The sequence below is a fragment of the Pediococcus acidilactici genome, from assembly GCA_024970065.1.
Taxonomy (GTDB): domain Bacteria; phylum Bacillota; class Bacilli; order Lactobacillales; family Lactobacillaceae; genus Pediococcus; species Pediococcus acidilactici_A.
In genome coordinates, this window is record CP103908.1 from 651230 (window position 1) to 666453 (window position 15224).

Annotated in this window: 15 protein-coding genes and 1 tRNA gene; 12 read left to right on the top strand and 4 right to left on the bottom strand. The window is 41.7% G+C overall.

Translation table 11 applies throughout. The annotated features are described in order from the left end of the window. Window positions 1-73: 73 nt before the first annotated feature. Window positions 74-1756, top strand: a complete 1683-nt coding sequence (locus NYR25_03065) for a polysaccharide biosynthesis protein (protein UWF34383.1) — start codon at window positions 74-76, stop codon at window positions 1754-1756. A gap of 10 nt (window positions 1757-1766) precedes the next feature. Then, the gene (locus tag NYR25_03070) at window positions 1767-2486 is read left to right on the top strand and encodes a 16S rRNA pseudouridine(516) synthase (GenBank protein UWF34384.1); all 720 of its coding nucleotides are present in this window, start codon (window positions 1767-1769) and stop codon (window positions 2484-2486) included. A gap of 104 nt (window positions 2487-2590) precedes the next feature. Here NYR25_03070 and NYR25_03075 read toward each other — a convergent pair whose 3' ends face one another. Next, on the bottom strand, window positions 2591-3421 hold the full coding sequence (locus tag NYR25_03075; protein UWF34385.1) for an NAD(P)H-hydrate dehydratase: 831 nt from the start codon (window positions 3419-3421) through the stop codon (window positions 2591-2593). A gap of 125 nt (window positions 3422-3546) precedes the next feature. Here NYR25_03075 and NYR25_03080 point away from each other — a divergent pair, with 125 nt between their 5' ends. After that, window positions 3547-4008: a universal stress protein gene (locus NYR25_03080; protein ID UWF34386.1), complete on the top strand. Its 462-nt coding sequence runs from the start codon at window positions 3547-3549 to the stop codon at window positions 4006-4008. Window positions 4009-4334: 326 nt separating this feature from the next. Beyond that, entirely contained in the window at window positions 4335-4691 is a 357-nt protein-coding gene (locus tag NYR25_03085; GenBank protein ID UWF34387.1) for a DUF2089 domain-containing protein, read from the top strand. A gap of 317 nt (window positions 4692-5008) precedes the next feature. On the opposite strand, the gene NYR25_03090 is transcribed toward NYR25_03085, so the two are convergent. Together NYR25_03090 and NYR25_03095 are read right to left on the bottom strand one after the other, a co-directional pair. Then, window positions 5009-6718 carry an amidase family protein gene (locus tag NYR25_03090; GenBank protein UWF34388.1) on the bottom strand — a complete coding sequence of 570 codons (1710 nt, stop codon included), beginning with the start codon at window positions 6716-6718 and terminating at the stop codon, window positions 5009-5011. A gap of 235 nt (window positions 6719-6953) precedes the next feature. Beyond that, window positions 6954-7613 carry a deoxynucleoside kinase gene (locus NYR25_03095; protein UWF34389.1) on the bottom strand — a complete coding sequence of 220 codons (660 nt, stop codon included), beginning with the start codon at window positions 7611-7613 and terminating at the stop codon, window positions 6954-6956. A 482-nt stretch (window positions 7614-8095) separates the two neighbouring features. Between NYR25_03095 and NYR25_03100 the strand changes: the two genes are divergently transcribed. The 4 genes from NYR25_03100 to NYR25_03115 are packed head-to-tail and all read left to right on the top strand — an operon-like array spanning window position 8096 to window position 9612. Continuing rightward, window positions 8096-8914 carry a Cof-type HAD-IIB family hydrolase gene (locus NYR25_03100; protein ID UWF34390.1) on the top strand — a complete coding sequence of 273 codons (819 nt, stop codon included), beginning with the start codon at window positions 8096-8098 and terminating at the stop codon, window positions 8912-8914. A 1-nt stretch (window position 8915) separates the two neighbouring features. Continuing rightward, window positions 8916-9119: a cytochrome aa3 quinol oxidase, subunit IV, qoxD gene (locus tag NYR25_03105; protein ID UWF34391.1), complete on the top strand. Its 204-nt coding sequence runs from the start codon at window positions 8916-8918 to the stop codon at window positions 9117-9119. Continuing rightward, entirely contained in the window at window positions 9116-9334 is a 219-nt protein-coding gene (locus NYR25_03110) for an AbrB protein (GenBank protein UWF34392.1), read from the top strand. Before NYR25_03105 ends, NYR25_03110 begins: the two co-directional genes overlap by 4 nt. Further along, window positions 9334-9612 (top strand): heavy metal-binding domain-containing protein, encoded by a 279-nt coding sequence (locus NYR25_03115; protein ID UWF34393.1) that lies wholly within the window; start codon window positions 9334-9336, stop codon window positions 9610-9612. The genes NYR25_03110 and NYR25_03115 overlap by 1 nt, the downstream gene beginning before the upstream one ends. Before the next feature lie 115 nt (window positions 9613-9727). Here the strand turns inward: NYR25_03115 and NYR25_03120 are convergent, their stop codons facing one another. Beyond that, entirely contained in the window at window positions 9728-9892 is a 165-nt protein-coding gene (locus tag NYR25_03120; protein UWF34394.1) for a hypothetical protein, read from the bottom strand. A 239-nt stretch (window positions 9893-10131) separates the two neighbouring features. Here NYR25_03120 and NYR25_03125 point away from each other — a divergent pair. The 4 genes from NYR25_03125 (at window position 10132) to NYR25_03140 (ending at window position 15221) form a co-directional block, all read left to right on the top strand. Further along, a tRNA-Leu gene (locus NYR25_03125) sits at window positions 10132-10215 on the top strand. A gap of 327 nt (window positions 10216-10542) precedes the next feature. Continuing rightward, complete coding sequence (asnB, locus tag NYR25_03130) at window positions 10543-12423, top strand: asparagine synthase (glutamine-hydrolyzing) (GenBank protein ID UWF34395.1); 1881 nt, start codon at window positions 10543-10545, stop codon at window positions 12421-12423. 18 nt (window positions 12424-12441) lie between these two features. Then, the gene (locus tag NYR25_03135; protein ID UWF34396.1) at window positions 12442-13965 is read left to right on the top strand and encodes a UDP-N-acetylmuramoyl-L-alanyl-D-glutamate--2,6-diaminopimelate ligase; all 1524 of its coding nucleotides are present in this window, start codon (window positions 12442-12444) and stop codon (window positions 13963-13965) included. Then, entirely contained in the window at window positions 13965-15221 is a 1257-nt protein-coding gene (locus NYR25_03140; protein UWF34397.1) for a carboxylate--amine ligase, read from the top strand. Before NYR25_03135 ends, NYR25_03140 begins: the two co-directional genes overlap by 1 nt. The last annotated feature ends 3 nt before the right edge of the window (window positions 15222-15224 follow it).

Genomic DNA, 15224 nt, shown 5'->3' on the forward strand with positions numbered 1-15224 from the left:
TTGAAATTTAATTGTCGGTGGTCGCTAAGTGTATTAAAATAATGTAGATTGACTAGTGAAAGTAGGTTTTAAAATGGATAAACCATCTGAATTTGATACCGCGGAATCCCAATATTTAGGCTCGCAACCGTTAAGGGAGAATAGTGGCAATTCTTCTTCCAAAGCCAAGATGCTGGAAGGATCGGCTTGGATGACGGCGGGCAGCATTTTTTCGCGGATTTTAGGTGCGATTTATATTATCCCGTGGGTAATTTGGTTCGGGGTCTATAGTGATCAAGCAAATGCTCTGTATACCAAGGGCTACAATATATATAGCTTCTTTTTGATTGCGGCGATTGCCGGAATCCCGTCCGCAATTTCCAAACAGGTGGCCCACTACAACGCAATTAACGAGTTTGCGCTAGGTCAGCGTTTGTATAAGAGGGGGTTACTACTATCGGTAGGAACCGGTGTTGTTTGCGCGGCAATTTTGTTCTTTGGGGCGCCCTTTTTAAATGATGGGGACCCAAACGTAACTACCGTGCTCCATGCCTTGGCGTGGGCCGTTTTGGTAATTCCCACGATGAGTTTGACCCGGGGATTTTTCCAGGGGTATCAGGAAATGGGTCCGTCGGCGGTATCTCAATTTATTGAGCAACTAGCGCGGGTAGCCTACATGTTGGTAACCGCGTACTTAATTATGTACAAAAATCATGGTGATTGGGTTTACGGAGTGGCCCAATCCACGTTTGCCGCCTTTATTGGTGCATTGGGCGGTTTGCTTGTGTTGATTGGGTACTTTGTTAAGTATCGCAAGCGGTTAAGATATTTATCCCAGCATAGTGTGAATGGCTTGGCAATTTCGACAACTAGTTTGTACAAAGAAATTATCGCGCAGGCAGTTCCGTTTATTATCATTGGTTCAGCAATTACAATTTTCCAATTGATTGACCAATACACCTTCTTTCGGATTATGCGGTCGGTCAGCGACTATTCGGCCACCGTTTTAAATAATATGTTTGCGATTTTTGCCTTTAACGCTAACAAATTAGTAATGATTGTAATTTCGCTGGCATCTGCGCTAGCAGTTACGTCGGTGCCAATTTTATCGGAAGCCAAGACCCGGGGAGACCGGGCGGAAATTAGTCGGCAAGTGGCGGATTCGATTTTACTGTTTGCCTTTTTGATGATTCCGTCCGCTCTAGGAATGGCGGCAGTTGCCCAACCGGCCTACACTTTGTTTTATCATCTTAGTGACGTAGGCACCGCAATTCTACAGTTCAACTCTTACGTGGCAATCGTTTTGGGATTGTTTACGGTAATTTCTGCCGTGATGCAGGGGATTGGCGAAAACGTCTTAGCCGTGAAATATTTTGTGGTGGGGATGATCGTTAAATTTATTTTTCAATTCCCAATGGTAGCCATTTTTTCAGCGGTGGGTTCGTTAATTTCGACCGCAATTGGTTTTGCCGTAGTTAATTGGTTGATCTTACGCCATATTAACCGGGAATACGGGTTAGATTATGATAAGATCAATGGCTTTATCGGGAAAATTATTACTTATTCTTTTGGGACCTTTTTCATTGCGTTTGTAGTGACCAACGGGTTGTATCTAGTGATGAATCCGGCTAATAAGGTTCAAGCGCTGATTGTGATTTTAGTGGCGGCTGCGTTAGGCGGGCTCTTTTACGTAGTCTGTGTCCTTAAAAGTCGCTTAGCTGATGAAATTATCGGCGGGCGCGCCGCGGGCTTACGAAGAATGCTTAAAATTAAGTAGGGGGGATCCTGTGCGAGTTGATAAGTTTTTGCACGATATGAATGTAGGTACTCGAAGTCAGATTCGGAAATTAATTAAGGAAAAGGCCGTTTTTGTTAATGACGTGGTGGCTAAATCCGGGCGTGTGAAGGTTGACCCCGTAGTCGACCAAGTTCGCTTGGGAGAACAAGTGATTACTTATCAGCAGTACTTCTACTTTATGATGAATAAACCCCTTGGCGTGGTGACCGCTACGGAAGACCGCAAGCAAAAGACGGTGATGGATTTATTTAATAAAGTTGATTTTCGGAAGGATCTCTTTCCAGTGGGCCGCCTTGATAAGGATACTGAAGGGTTATTACTGATTACCAATAACGGTCCGTTAGCTCACCAACTGTTAGCACCCGAACGACACGTCCAAAAAACTTACGAAGCCGTGGTGACCGGCCAAATCACCGATGCGGCAGTTAAGCAGTTTGCCGAAGGAATCGTCTTAAAAGACGGTACCCAATTAAAACCAGCGGAGTTAACCATCCTTAATTATTCCGCATTGGATGAACAAACTCTCGTTCACGTGAGCTTGAAGGAGGGTAAGTATCATCAAGTTCGGCGAATGTTTGGTAGTCTTGGTGAGCGGGTCGTTAGTCTAAAACGAATTAGTTTTGGCCCGCTTCGGTTAGATGACGGACTATTACCAGGAACCTACCGGGAACTAAATGACGAAGAAATCGAAAAATTAATTGCAGAATAATAAAATACCAGTGTTCAGGAACCTGACGTTAAACCAACTAATTGAAGAAATGTTGGAAATGGCGTGCAGAAGTATCTGTCCACTGGTATTTTATTTAGGAAAAGTTATTGGTGCGTCAACTGTTTTAAAACGGCAGGGAGCTGGCGAATTAACCGATGGGGTAGCACCACTGCTTCGTGTTCGTAAATGAGGTCCGCTGTATAACTATGCAAGAAGGTTCCCAAGCGAACCCCTTCATTTACCGAGTTAGCTTGAGCAATTAAGGCAAGCAAAATACCGGTTAAGGAATCGCCCGAGCCCCCAGTTGCCATCCCGGGGTTACCAGCCATTATTTGGGCAACCGGCGCGTTGGGTGTGTAGATTTCGGTATGGTAATGCTTTAAAACGACGGTGGCGTTTAATTGATCTACCACGGTTTGATTTCGATCCACCGATTGGTCCGCGATTTTAATTCCCGATAGGCGTTGCCATTCCATTTGATGAGGCGTGTAAATTGTCGGGTGGTGGGCAACTTGCAAATCGTGTTGGGCTACTAAATCGATTGCCGAGCCGTCAATAATCAACGGTACTCCTTCTGCAATATGGGCTAGAGTGAAATTGAGAACGTTCAAGCTAGTTGAATCAGTTCCCAGACCTGGACCAATTACAACTCCAGTTGCGTTTGCCAGCGATTTGCTAAGTTGATCAAAGTCGGTAAAATCGATCAACATGATTTCTGCTAAAGTTGCGCGAACCGCGGTAAAGTTATTTTTAGCAGTCGCTAAGGTTACTAAACCGCCTCCTGCGTAAACGGCAGCTGAAGCAGCGAGAATTCCCGCACCGCCGTATTGCGCGTTTCCAGCGATTAATAACAAATGGCCGTAAGTTCCCTTATGGCTTTGGTTCTGGCGCACGGGCCAGTGGCCTTTCAAAGTTTGTTGGTTGATTTTAAGCATTGTAATCACCTCGTGGTTTTAGTATAACGCAAAGTACTTTAGAAATAATTCGGGAAAACTCAAATAAAAAACTATGCTGAAAGCGCTAAATTGGTATAATAGACTTTGAAAGGTTGGTGTGTATTATGGATTATAAGAAAATTTTATTCGGCTATGATGGCTCTCCAGAATCGATGGCTGCATTTAACCGGGCGGTGGAGATTGCTAAGTCAAATCATGCAAAACTAATTATTGCAAGTGTAATGAAAAAGCAACATGCTAACACCGCAAGTGTTTCTCTAGGCTTTGGCGTTATTGAAACAGGAATTGATTTACAAAATACGCTAGATCAATGGAAAACCACCCTCGAAAAATTGAAACAAGATGCCCAACAACAGGGGTTACCTGCAGAAGATATTGAAGTCGTCTTTAAACAGGGGAGTCCTAAATCAATGTTAAGTTACACGCTACCTAAAGAATATGACGTTGATTTGATTGTGTTAGGTGCTACGGGGATGGGCACGGTTGCTCAAGTAATTTTGGGTTCCACAGCTAGTTACGTAGTGGAAAATGCCGCACCAGACGTGGTCATTGTAAAAAATAATTAAGTAAAACAAAGCAGGGGATGGAAAAGTAATTTTTCGCCACTGCTTTTTAATATGCTAAAAATAAAAACTCTTTCGGTAGTAAAACACCAGCTTTCAGCATCTTATTAGCCAGAAAGTAGCTTTTTTACTCTGCCTAAGTAGAGTATTTGGTAAGAAATTACGTCTTGGTTGAGTGGTAAGCAGAATAAAGCTGTTTGGAGAAAACAACTAATTATCAAAAATTAATTTAATGTTTAATTTTATTTATTTATAAATTAATTTTATTAAACAAAATTTGAACTTTTTTATAAAGCGGATTAAAATGGCTGTAAAAGGGGGAACGGTCTATGGAAAAATGGGTTAGCAATTTGAGTGACGAAGAATTGGCTTTTATCAAAGTTTTTATTTTAAATTCTGGATCATTAAAAAGAATGGCACACTATTATCACGTTTCATATCCCACAATTCGAGCCAAAACTGATCAGTTAATAGAAAAGATAAAAATGCTTGATGATAATGAGAATAAAAAAGGCTTTAAAGAACAAATAATGAATTTGGTTATTGAAGACGAAATATCATTACAGGCTGCAGAAAAAATATTAGCGTTAAGAGAAGAGGAATTAAAAAATGAGTTCAGAGACATTAGATGTCATTATCCCGTTACTTATAGTAGCTGCTCAGTATATTTTAAGCAGGAACATTAAAAGAAAGTACTTAGGTGCTATCTTACCGATAGCCTTTGCAGTATTTATGTTTTACCAATATCTGACTTCAGGGGGTACCAAAGATATTTGGGGATTTTTAATCATAATGATTGTTGGTGAAAGCTTATTATTAGAGATATGGGATGAGCAATTCAAAGAAACAAAGGTTAAGACAAAAAAGGAATTTGATAAAATCAAGGCTCAAAATAGTAAATAAAAAATCAAGCACTATGGTGATAGTACTTGATTTATAACAAATAGCTTTAACGTTAATTTTGCACTAAATTTTCACTTAGAATTCAGTTTTCTAAGGCAAACTAACGACGCGGGCGATAAACCCGGTAGCTAATTATGATTCCACTACTTAAAAGGACGAGTCCCCCGAATATCAACCAGTTAGCGGATGCTTCACTAGTTTGGGGCAACTGCTTCATTGAATTGGTGGCAGAAGACTTAGTAGTGGTCGTTTGCTGTGATTGCGCGCCGCTAGTTGGGTAGTTAGCGTTTAAGAACTTAAATTGGTGCTCTTTTTCAAAAATTTTGCCAATTGCGAGTAACGTGGCGTCACTACCTTGGCTACCTTGTAATTGGATTCCTAATGGTAAACCAGACGGGCTCACGTAGGTTGGCAAACTGAGTGCGGGTTCACCAGCAAGGTTAGCTAATTGAGTAAACGGCGTCTTAGTTAAGCCATGGAGCCAAGAATCGTAAATCAATTGCATTTGTTGCTGGAACGGCAGATCCTTAATATTCATCATTTGATCAACGTACTTAGGAAGGTAGGCTGGATCGCTATTCAGTGGCGCAGTGGTAGCCGTTGTCGGAGTTAAGTAAATTGGGTACTGCTTGTGGAACGCGGTCATTTGGCGATGAACGAGGGCTAATTCCTTCATGAAAGTATTGGTAGTGGACTTAGGAGCTTTCTGACTTGCTTCGTAAAGGGCGTACGTCATCGGACTGACGAGTTTATCCTTAACGTCTTGGCTAGTCAGTGGTCGGCCTAATTTTTCACTAGCGTTAGCTCCGTCTTCAAGTGCGCCTAAATAGTAGGTCTGCATCATTTTCACTCCGTCAACCGGACTATCTTTTTGGACAACTTTAAAACCTTGTTGCCGTAAGAAATTGACCGCTTGTTGAACCGCATTAATAGCGTCTTGGCTGACCGGGGTTCCTACCGGAGATTTTAGGGAGTAGGCAATCGTCAAGTCTTTCAAATTCTTAGGAACTTTTTGTAGCATTTGGATTTGTTTGGGATTCGTGAGACCTTTTAAAAGGGTCTGGGTATCAGTAATATCCCGAGTATCCGCAAAGTTAACGACTGAAGGAGTGGTTGAATCTCCAATAATTAAGCCTTGGGTAGGTTTCAAACCAATTACACCTGACCAGGAAGCTGGAATTCGTAAAGAACCACCGGCATCATTTCCAGTCGCAATCGGAACTTCGTTAGCAGCCACACTTGCCGTTGCACCTCCGGAAGAGCCACCGGTATTAAATAGTAAGTTCCACGGGTTGTGGGCGACCCCGTTTAAATTAGAATTGGTGATGTTAATTAAGCCCATTTCTGGATAGTTGGTCTCACCAAGGATTACAAAGCCCATCTTTTGCAGTTTTTTAACGAACGCTTTGGTAGTAGGGTAAGTTTCTTTTTTTAAGAAAGGAAGGCCGTCAGTGTTGGGATAGCCTTGATATGCTTGACCCAGCCCCTTAATCAAGAGGGGGACCCCATAGAAAGGCTGTTGATGATTAGTTTTTTTCAAAGACTGTAGTTGTTTTAGTGCGTCGGAAGGATTTTGGTAAATGACGTTATTAAGACTGGGATTTTGTTGGTTAATTTTTTGATATGTATACTGGATTAGCGATTGTTCATCATACTGGTGATTTTTAAGCTGCTTCGTAATATTGGTGGCAGATTGACCATCTAAGTCGGCAGAGTTTGCTTGGGCCTTTACCGAAGTAGTGGTGAGGGAAAACAAAAATAAAACGATAATGCTAATGGTGGTGTACCAGCGGGTGCGTGGTTTAGACATGGTGATTCCTCCTTTGATTTTAGTACGGTTAAATTATAAACACATTTGGTAGCGTTTACAATGGCGGATTCATAAAATGGTATAGAACATTTTTCACAAACAAATAACCAAAAAATAAAAGCTAGAAAAGTATCCTAAATAGGCTTAGGAGCTTTTCTAGCTTTTAATAAAACCACGCTTGTTAGTTGAAAAATATGTTTCACAATAATGGTATATATGTGATATGGTTGCCGGTTTAAATCGCCTTATGAATAGGCTCGTCAACCCGGATTTCTTTTAGTTTACGGTCGATTTGGCTAAGAATAATTTTAGTGTTGTCGTCGTTTGATAAATCGTATTTTTGTAAGTCGATCTTCATCTTTGGACTTGCGTCATATTCTTCGTACCAATCCTTGTATGCTGACCACATTTTGTAGTAGTAAGACTCTAATTCCGGATTGTTGTCGAATTGTTCATAATCCCGGCCACGTTTACGAATCCGGTAGAGGATGGTGTCAAAGTCGGTTTCCGCGTAAACCATTAAATCGGGCGCTTTTTTGGGGAGCTCTTGCAACTCGCTCATCATATTATCAAGAAGGTTCATGTAAACTTCGAATTCGGTGTCAGTAATGTTACCTTCCTTGTTATTTTCACGAGTAAACAAGGCGTCTTCATAAATCGAGCGATCCAAGACGTTATTGTCATCAGCCAACGCTTTCTTGATCATTTGAAAACGTTTGTTCAAAAAGTAGATTTGGAGTAAGAATCCGTAACTTTTTGGGTCTGAATAATAGAGCGGTAAAACTGGATTATCGCCAACTGGTTCGTAAAATGCTTGTGTTCCGTAATGTTCGGCAATTTTTCCTGTCAATGTAGTCTTACCAACGCCAATCATTCCTGCTGTAATTATCACCATAAAATGCCCCTCTTTTTGTTTTTTGCCGCCGAAATCTAGTATTAAATAATGCTAGATTTCCAGATAGCCACAACATATTGTATAAAGAATTTTGGTGCAAAACAAGCTTGAATTTTGGCAAAAAAACTGCTTGCTGGTTATGTTCTGGGTGAAAAATAAACCCCGTCGACCATTTAAAGAAAGGTTTGAAAAGCGCTACCAAGGTGGGATATGATGGAGAGGGCGAAAAGCCTTGGTTAGTCTTTGAGGATTAACTGAGTATGGAGATGGATCCGGGTTAGGGATTCGTCTTCATGCTTGGCTAACCGGAGAAGACTGAGGCTTTTCGCCCGTTTAGGCTAAGTAGCAATCAAATCAATTAAGGAAGCCAAGCTGCTTTTTGGCTACCGTTCTAACTTAGCTAGTAAGTGACGCTGTAAAGCAAAAAAATGTGATTAGGTGCTGGTGCATCTAAGGTAAACGAATGGATTGAAGGATGAACTATGATAAAATTAGTCGTTAGTGATTTAGACGAAACGTTGGTGGGACCCACAGGCGTTTCAGAAGTTAATATTCAAGCAATTAAAAAGGCCGCTGCGTTGGGAGTGAAATTTGTGCCTAACACGGGACGTGGATTTCAATCGGTACAACCACTACTGGAACAGCTAGGGTTGCGCGATCAACCAGATGAATACGTAATTTCTTATAATGGCGGGGCAATTGTTGAAAATAGAGGTTGTCAGGTGTTACAAGTTAACGCATTATCCATGGAGCAAGCTACCCAAATCTTTGACGTGGTTAAGCAACGGCTGGATTACACTACTCATATCTACACCTTGGACCACGTTTACGTATATAATCCTGACCCTGAAGATAATGCATATATGACGGGCCGGGGCGTCAAGGTTGAAGAATATCCGTATAAAACACTGGCACCATTGGAAAACCAACCAATCGTCAAAATTATTACGATGAATCACGATCCTGAGAAGCGGGAAGCAATCCGCAAAGAAGTGTTAGCAAACGTAGATTTTGATTTAAACGCCACCTTTTCTTCAAACCGGTATACGGAATTTAACCTCGGGGGTGTTGATAAGGGAAAGGCAACCTTGGCCTTGGCTAAACGCTTAGGAATCCAAAAGGATGAAATTATGGCCCTAGGTGATAATAACAACGATATCGCCATGCTAAGCCAGGTAGGACTGCCAGTGGTGGTTGCCAATGCTACTGCAGATGCTCGGCGAGTGGCTAAACACGTTACTCAAGGGGACTTTACTAGCGGAGTTGCGGAAGCCATTCATCAATTTATTTTGGGGGATTAAAATGCCGAAAAAAACGTATTATCGAACTTCTTTAGTTTTATTGGTTCTATCAACAATAATTATGATATTAACTTGGTTATCTGATTTGAGTCAGACTAATAAATTAATTATCATTGTGGTGGTCGGGATAATTTTATCCTGGTACGTGCAGTACTTTGCCAAACACCTGACGGATGGTAAACAACGCAAGGAGAGAAAAAAATGAAGTCTTTAAGAATTACGTTACCATTAGCGGTGGCGGTAATTTTAGTTATTGCAACCGAGTTTTTTCATTTAAGCGGTGCGCCTTTGGTAATTAGCTGGGTAGTGGGATTCCTGTTTTCAATGATCACTACGACAGTTATCGAAGTTCGGCTCCGAATGAAAAAATTTGTAGAAGAGCAAAAAAAGGAAGCAGCTAAAAGACGGGAGGAACCATAATGTTTATTACCACAACGGGAATTAATGCGGGTTACACGATTAAAGATGTCGTTGAAGCAACGGCTAGCCTGATGCTTGCTTCAGAAGATATCGATAAGTACAACATGTTTGACCAACTGTTTGATGAATCCAAGGAAAAGATTAAGAAAAAAGCAGAATTAAGTGGTGGCGATGGTATCATTGGCTTGAAATATAATAGCGAAGTGGTGGAATTAAACGGTGCCCCTAAATTTTTAGTGGTGCACGCTTACGGCACGGTAGTTGTGATTGATAAGTAGGAATAGCTTAATCAAAGTTGCTTAAGAAATTAATTAACCTGGTAAAACGTTAAAAAGTGAGGTGATTTCGCAGAGAACGAAATGGGCCTCACTTTTTAATTTTGCAAGAGCCAAATTAATTCGGCTTCGGGCGGTGTACTTTAATGGATACGGGGCGTAAGTCACACGGTTTTACCCGGGTGGTGTAGTTGATTTCGTACGCCACATAGCGTTCGCAAGGATCGTATTCAAGAATCGTTACGACGGCCTCATCGTTATCCATTTTGATAACTTTCCCCACAAAAGGCTGCTTTAAGTCTGTGGAACACCGGCAACGGACAATGCAGTTAAGATGGATTTCCCCCATAAGCAATTACCTACCTTATCTTTTTGCTTATTTGTATTATACATGAAAAGTGATTAGAACAGTTAATGATATACCCGTTGAAAATAATATAATTCTTATCAAACGATAACTACTAAATGATTCAAATCGGATATTCACTTTTGGAGTTCTTTAGTGTAGAATTAATTTGTTAAGCCCGGATGGCGGAATTGGCAGACGCGCAGCGTTCAGGTCGCTGTATAGGTAACTATGTGCAAGTTCGAATCTTGTTCCGGGCATAAATAAACCTTATTTTGTAGGTGTTAAAGTGACGGATGTGCAAATTTTGTGCAAAATAATTTAAATTAAAGTGTTTTGGTCGATGCATGAGCTGACTAAAACACTTTATTTTTTTGACTAAAAATTCAAGTGACAAAGAAAGCAGGCCGCCGGTTAAGAAAAGTTAACGATAGTAGTATTGGTATGCAATTTTTGCTAAAATGTTATATATTACCGAGAAGCGATATAACTGTAATATTTCGCCTTCCAAATAGGCATTAATGGGTATATCAAAACACAGGGAAATAAGTACATAGACAGATTGAAGAATAAAAGGGGATTGCAAAATGTGCGGATTTGTTGGGTACGTTAACCAAACTAATGTCAATAAAGACACAATTAAATCAATGGCGGACCGGATCAAACACCGTGGTCCGGATGATGAAGCTTATTTTCAAGATGAACACGTTTCGATGGGTTTTCGGCGATTATCAATTATCGACCTCGCCCACGGACGTCAACCAATGCAAAATAACACTAAAACTAAAGTATTGACTTTTAACGGCGAAATTTATAACTACAAGACGGTTCGACAAGAACTAAAGGACTTGGGTTACGAATTCAAAACTGACGTAGACTCCGAAGTGTTGATTCATGGTTACGACGCTTGGGGCCCAGAACTTTTGCAAAAGCTCCGCGGGATGTTTGCTTTTGTAATTTATGATGCAGAAAAACAAGAAGTTTTTGGCGCGCGCGATCATTTTGGGATTAAACCCCTTTACTATTACGATGATGGCGATGCTTTCCTATGGGCTTCTGAAATCAAGGCCTTTTTGGACCATCCTAATTTCAAAAAAGAATTTAACGAAGAATTGTTACCAATTCATTTGAGCTTTGAATTTATTCCTTCTAAGGAAACCATGTTCCGCAACGTTTATAAGTTGTTGCCAGGAACTTACTTCTTACACAAGAATGGTAAGACGGAAACGCACACTTACTTCAAATTTAATTACGATCACATTGACGAAAGCCAAACGGTAGAAGGCGACGCGAAGAAGATTCGTCAAATCGTTAAGGATTCGGTTGACGCGCACATGATTGCCGATGTAGAAGTAGGGAGTTTTCTTTCCAGCGGAATTGATTCAAGTTATGTTTTAGCGGAAGCTGCTAAATTAAAACCAATTCAATCGTTCTCGCTAGGGTTTAAAGATTCCAAATACAGTGAATTGAGCTACTCTACCGAATTTGCGAAAGAAATTCACCAAAAGAATACGCCGTTGTACATGGATGGTGACGATTACTTTGATATCTTGCCAACCATCATGTACTACATGGATGAACCACTATCTAATCCATCAGCAATGCAACTGTTCTACCTTTCCAAGGGAACTCGTGAGAACGTTAAGGTTGCCTTGTCTGGGGAAGGTGCCGATGAATTCTTTGGTGGTTACAACACTTACCTAGAAGCTTTCACCTTCGAACGCTATCAAAAGCTAGTTCCGCAATTTATTCGGACGGGCTTGGCTAAGATGGTTTCAGGATTACCGCGTTTCCACGGTCGGCGCTTCTTAATGCGGGGAGCACAACCACTAAGTGAACGCTACTACCGGGTTAACTACGTCTTTAACCAACAAGAACGTAGTGAAATCTTAGCTAAACCTGAACTTAACGTCGATTCAGGTGCTTACACCCAACACATCTTCGATGAAGTGCGGGGTAAGGACGAAATGACCCAAATGCAGTACTTCGATATCAATACATGGTTGCCATTTGATATCTTGCATAAGGCTGACCGGATGAGTATGGCGAACTCGCTTGAAGTTCGGACTCCGTTGGTTGATCGGGAAGTCGCTAAATTTGCCGCAACTATGCCAATTAAAACCCGGATTCATAAGGATGAAACCAAGGTTTCCCTTCGTCGGGCTGCTGAAGCTGAACTACCAGAACGAGTTGCAAAGAAGGAAAAACTTGGTTTCCCATCCCCAATTGCTAACTGGATCAAGGAAGACAAGTACCGTAAACGGATTGAAGAAGCCTTTAATTCCGACGTTGCGAAGAAGTTCTTCAAACCAGAAGCGTTAATGCACATTTTAGAAGAACACGTTAACGGTAAATCAAGTATGCAAAAGATCTTCACGATTTATACGTTCATCCTCTGGTATGAAGTTTACTTCCCAGAAGATACCACTGCGAAGACCGTGGAATTAGTACACAAGACGCAAGAATAGTTAGTTGGGGATGAGCAGATGAAGTTAGAGTTAGGTACCGTAAGAACTGTACTTGCGGAACATCACCTATTGAAAAAAATTGAATCATCAACGACGACTGTCAATTCAGGAATTACTTATGATTCGCGAAAAGTAGAACCTGGAGACATGTTCTTTTGTAAGGGAAACTTTAAACCAGCGTATTTGAAAGCTGCCCGAAAAGCTGGTGCCACCACGTACGTAGCGGAACGCGAATATCCTGAAGGAACCGGCATGACTGCAATTATTGTAACCAACGTTACGAGAGCCATGGCGGTTCTTTCGGCTACTTACTACGGATTCCCGCAAAATGATTTGTTTATCATTGGGATTACCGGAACGAAGGGGAAGACCAGTTCGGCATATTTTGCCCACGCAATTTTGAACCAGCAGTATCCGCAACAAGTGGCCCTATTTTCGACCATTGATCGAATTGTCGGTCCTCGTCCAGAGGATCAATTCAAGTCAGACTTAACGACGCCAGAATCGATGGATTTATTCCACGATATGCGTCAGGCCGTGGATAATGGAATGAAGTACCTTGTCATGGAAGTTTCTTCACAAGCGTACTTGCGTGATCGGGTTTACGGGTTAAAGTATGATTGTGGAATTTTTCTCAACATCACGCCAGACCATATTGGCCGCAATGAGCATAAGGATTTTGAAGATTACCTCCACTGCAAATTACAGTTGATGGTGAACTCTAAAAGGTGCATTATTGATGCGGATACCAACCGCTTTGAGGACGTATATGGAGCTGCAAAAGCTACTACGGATCCGAAGCAGATTTACTTATTTAGTGCAGATCCTGCCAATGGCGGGGTCGATTACACCATTAAGAATGCGGAAGACGATTTAACTAATAATCGATTTACCATTTCAGCCACAAATTCTACTAAACAAGTTCTGCCAATTACGGGAGAATACGACTTGAACGTGGCGGGAGATTATAATCAAAGCAACGCGACGGCCGCCATTATCGCTGCTGCACTTGCGGGTGCGGACCGTGACGCGGCGCTAACACCGTTAAGCGAAATTGTGATTCCGGGTCGCATGGAGTATTTGGCAATTCCGGGACATGGCGTCGTTTTTGTCGACTATGCGCACAACTACGCGAGCTTACGGGCGTTACTTAAATTCGTTAAACACCAATACCACGACGGAAAAGCTATCGTGGTAGTTGGAAGCCCTGGCGATAAGGGGATTTCACGTCGAGCTGGATTTGGTAAAGCTCTTAGTGAACAGGCTGACGTAGCTTATTTGACGACCGATGATCCGGGCTTCGAAGATCCGCAAGACATCATTGCCCAAATCATGGACCATATTGAGCCTGGAACGGTTGAAGTTCATCAAGTGCTGGACCGTCGTGAAGCGATCCGTCAAGCAATTGTAGAAAGCGGCCCTCATGACATCGTCGTGCTAGCTGGAAAGGGCGAAGATCCGTACCAAAAAGTGCGGGGAGTTGACACACCTTGGCCAACGGATATGGGCGTTGCACAAGAAGTGAAAAGGGGAATCAGTTAATGGAAAGACCAGTAAACAACTTTACACCAATTCTTTTAGGGAGTGACTTTAACGCCTACGGAATGGCTCGTGCTTTTTATGAAATCACGGGAAGACGGGTGCAGGCTTATGCTAGTGCTACGCTAGCACCGACCCGGTTTACTAACATTGTGAACGTTGAAATTATTCCTGGTTTTTCTGAAGATCCGGTATTTATCGAATCAATGCGAAAAATTGCAAAAAAATACCAAGATTCGGATGAAAAGGTGATCCTACTAGGGATGGGCGACGGTTACGCGGAATTAATTTCTAAACATAAGGAAGAACTTTCGCAGACCTTTGTTTGCCCATACATTGATTATGACTTATTGAAACAGTTGAATAATAAGGAACGTTTTTATTCAATTTGTGATCAATATGATCTGCCTTATCCAGCAACCAAGTTCATCACGAAGGCCCAATACGAAAGCGGCGAAACGTTCACTTCACCATTTGGTTTCCCAGTGGCTTTAAAACCGGCCGATAGTGTTGAATGGTTAGATATTCATTTTGAAGGCCGAAAGAAAGCCTTCCGGATTCAATCTCAGGCCGAGTTAGACGACGTGATTGCTAAAATTTACGACAATGGCTACACTTCCGATTTGATTTTGCAAGATTTTATCCCGGGAGATGATAGCAACATGCGGGTGCTCAACGCCTACGTTGACCAAAACCATCACGTAAAGATGATGTGCTTAGGACATCCGTTGCTAGAAGATCCGGCGCCATCCGCAATTGGTAATTACGTGGCCATTTTGCCCGAATTCAACCAAGAAATTTACGACACCGTTAAAAACTTCTTGGAAAGCATTGACTACGTGGGGTACGCGAACTTTGATATGAAGTATGACCATCGTGATGGTAAGTTTAAGCTATTTGAAATCAACATTCGCCAAGGACGGAGTAGTTTCTTCGTTACTTTAAATGGCTATAACTTGGCTCGCTGGGTGGTTGACGATTATGCTAACAACACTTTGGCAGACATGGAGCCAGTTTACGCTAACGACGTCATTGAAAATCGGAAACTATGGCTAGGGGTGCCAGTTAAGGTTTTCAAGAAATATGCTAAGGATAATGAAGAAAAAAAGGCGGCACTTGATTTGATTAATCGCGACCAGTATGGATTTACCGCGGTTTATGACGAAGACATGAATTTCAAACGCAGTCTTTTAATTTGGTGGATGAACCATAACTACGTCAAGAATTTCCGAAAGTATTTTAAAGAAAACAAGGGGTAAGTG

Coding starts and splice junctions, on each gene's coding strand:
- NYR25_03065 (UWF34383.1), top strand. CDS start 74: ATGGATAAACCATCTGAATTTGATACCGCGGAATCCCAATATTTAGGC.
- NYR25_03075 (UWF34385.1), bottom strand. CDS start 3,421: ATGCTTAAAATCAACCAACAAACTTTGAAAGGCCACTGGCCCGTGCGC.
- NYR25_03080 (UWF34386.1), top strand. CDS start 3,547: ATGGATTATAAGAAAATTTTATTCGGCTATGATGGCTCTCCAGAATCG.
- NYR25_03085 (UWF34387.1), top strand. CDS start 4,335: ATGGAAAAATGGGTTAGCAATTTGAGTGACGAAGAATTGGCTTTTATC.
- NYR25_03090 (UWF34388.1), bottom strand. CDS start 6,718: ATGTCTAAACCACGCACCCGCTGGTACACCACCATTAGCATTATCGTT.
- NYR25_03095 (UWF34389.1), bottom strand. CDS start 7,613: ATGGTGATAATTACAGCAGGAATGATTGGCGTTGGTAAGACTACATTG.
- NYR25_03100 (UWF34390.1), top strand. CDS start 8,096: ATGATAAAATTAGTCGTTAGTGATTTAGACGAAACGTTGGTGGGACCC.
- NYR25_03105 (UWF34391.1), top strand. CDS start 8,916: ATGCCGAAAAAAACGTATTATCGAACTTCTTTAGTTTTATTGGTTCTA.
- NYR25_03110 (UWF34392.1), top strand. CDS start 9,116: ATGAAGTCTTTAAGAATTACGTTACCATTAGCGGTGGCGGTAATTTTA.
- NYR25_03115 (UWF34393.1), top strand. CDS start 9,334: ATGTTTATTACCACAACGGGAATTAATGCGGGTTACACGATTAAAGAT.
- asnB (UWF34395.1), top strand. CDS start 10,543: ATGTGCGGATTTGTTGGGTACGTTAACCAAACTAATGTCAATAAAGAC.
- NYR25_03135 (UWF34396.1), top strand. CDS start 12,442: ATGAAGTTAGAGTTAGGTACCGTAAGAACTGTACTTGCGGAACATCAC.
- NYR25_03140 (UWF34397.1), top strand. CDS start 13,965: ATGGAAAGACCAGTAAACAACTTTACACCAATTCTTTTAGGGAGTGAC.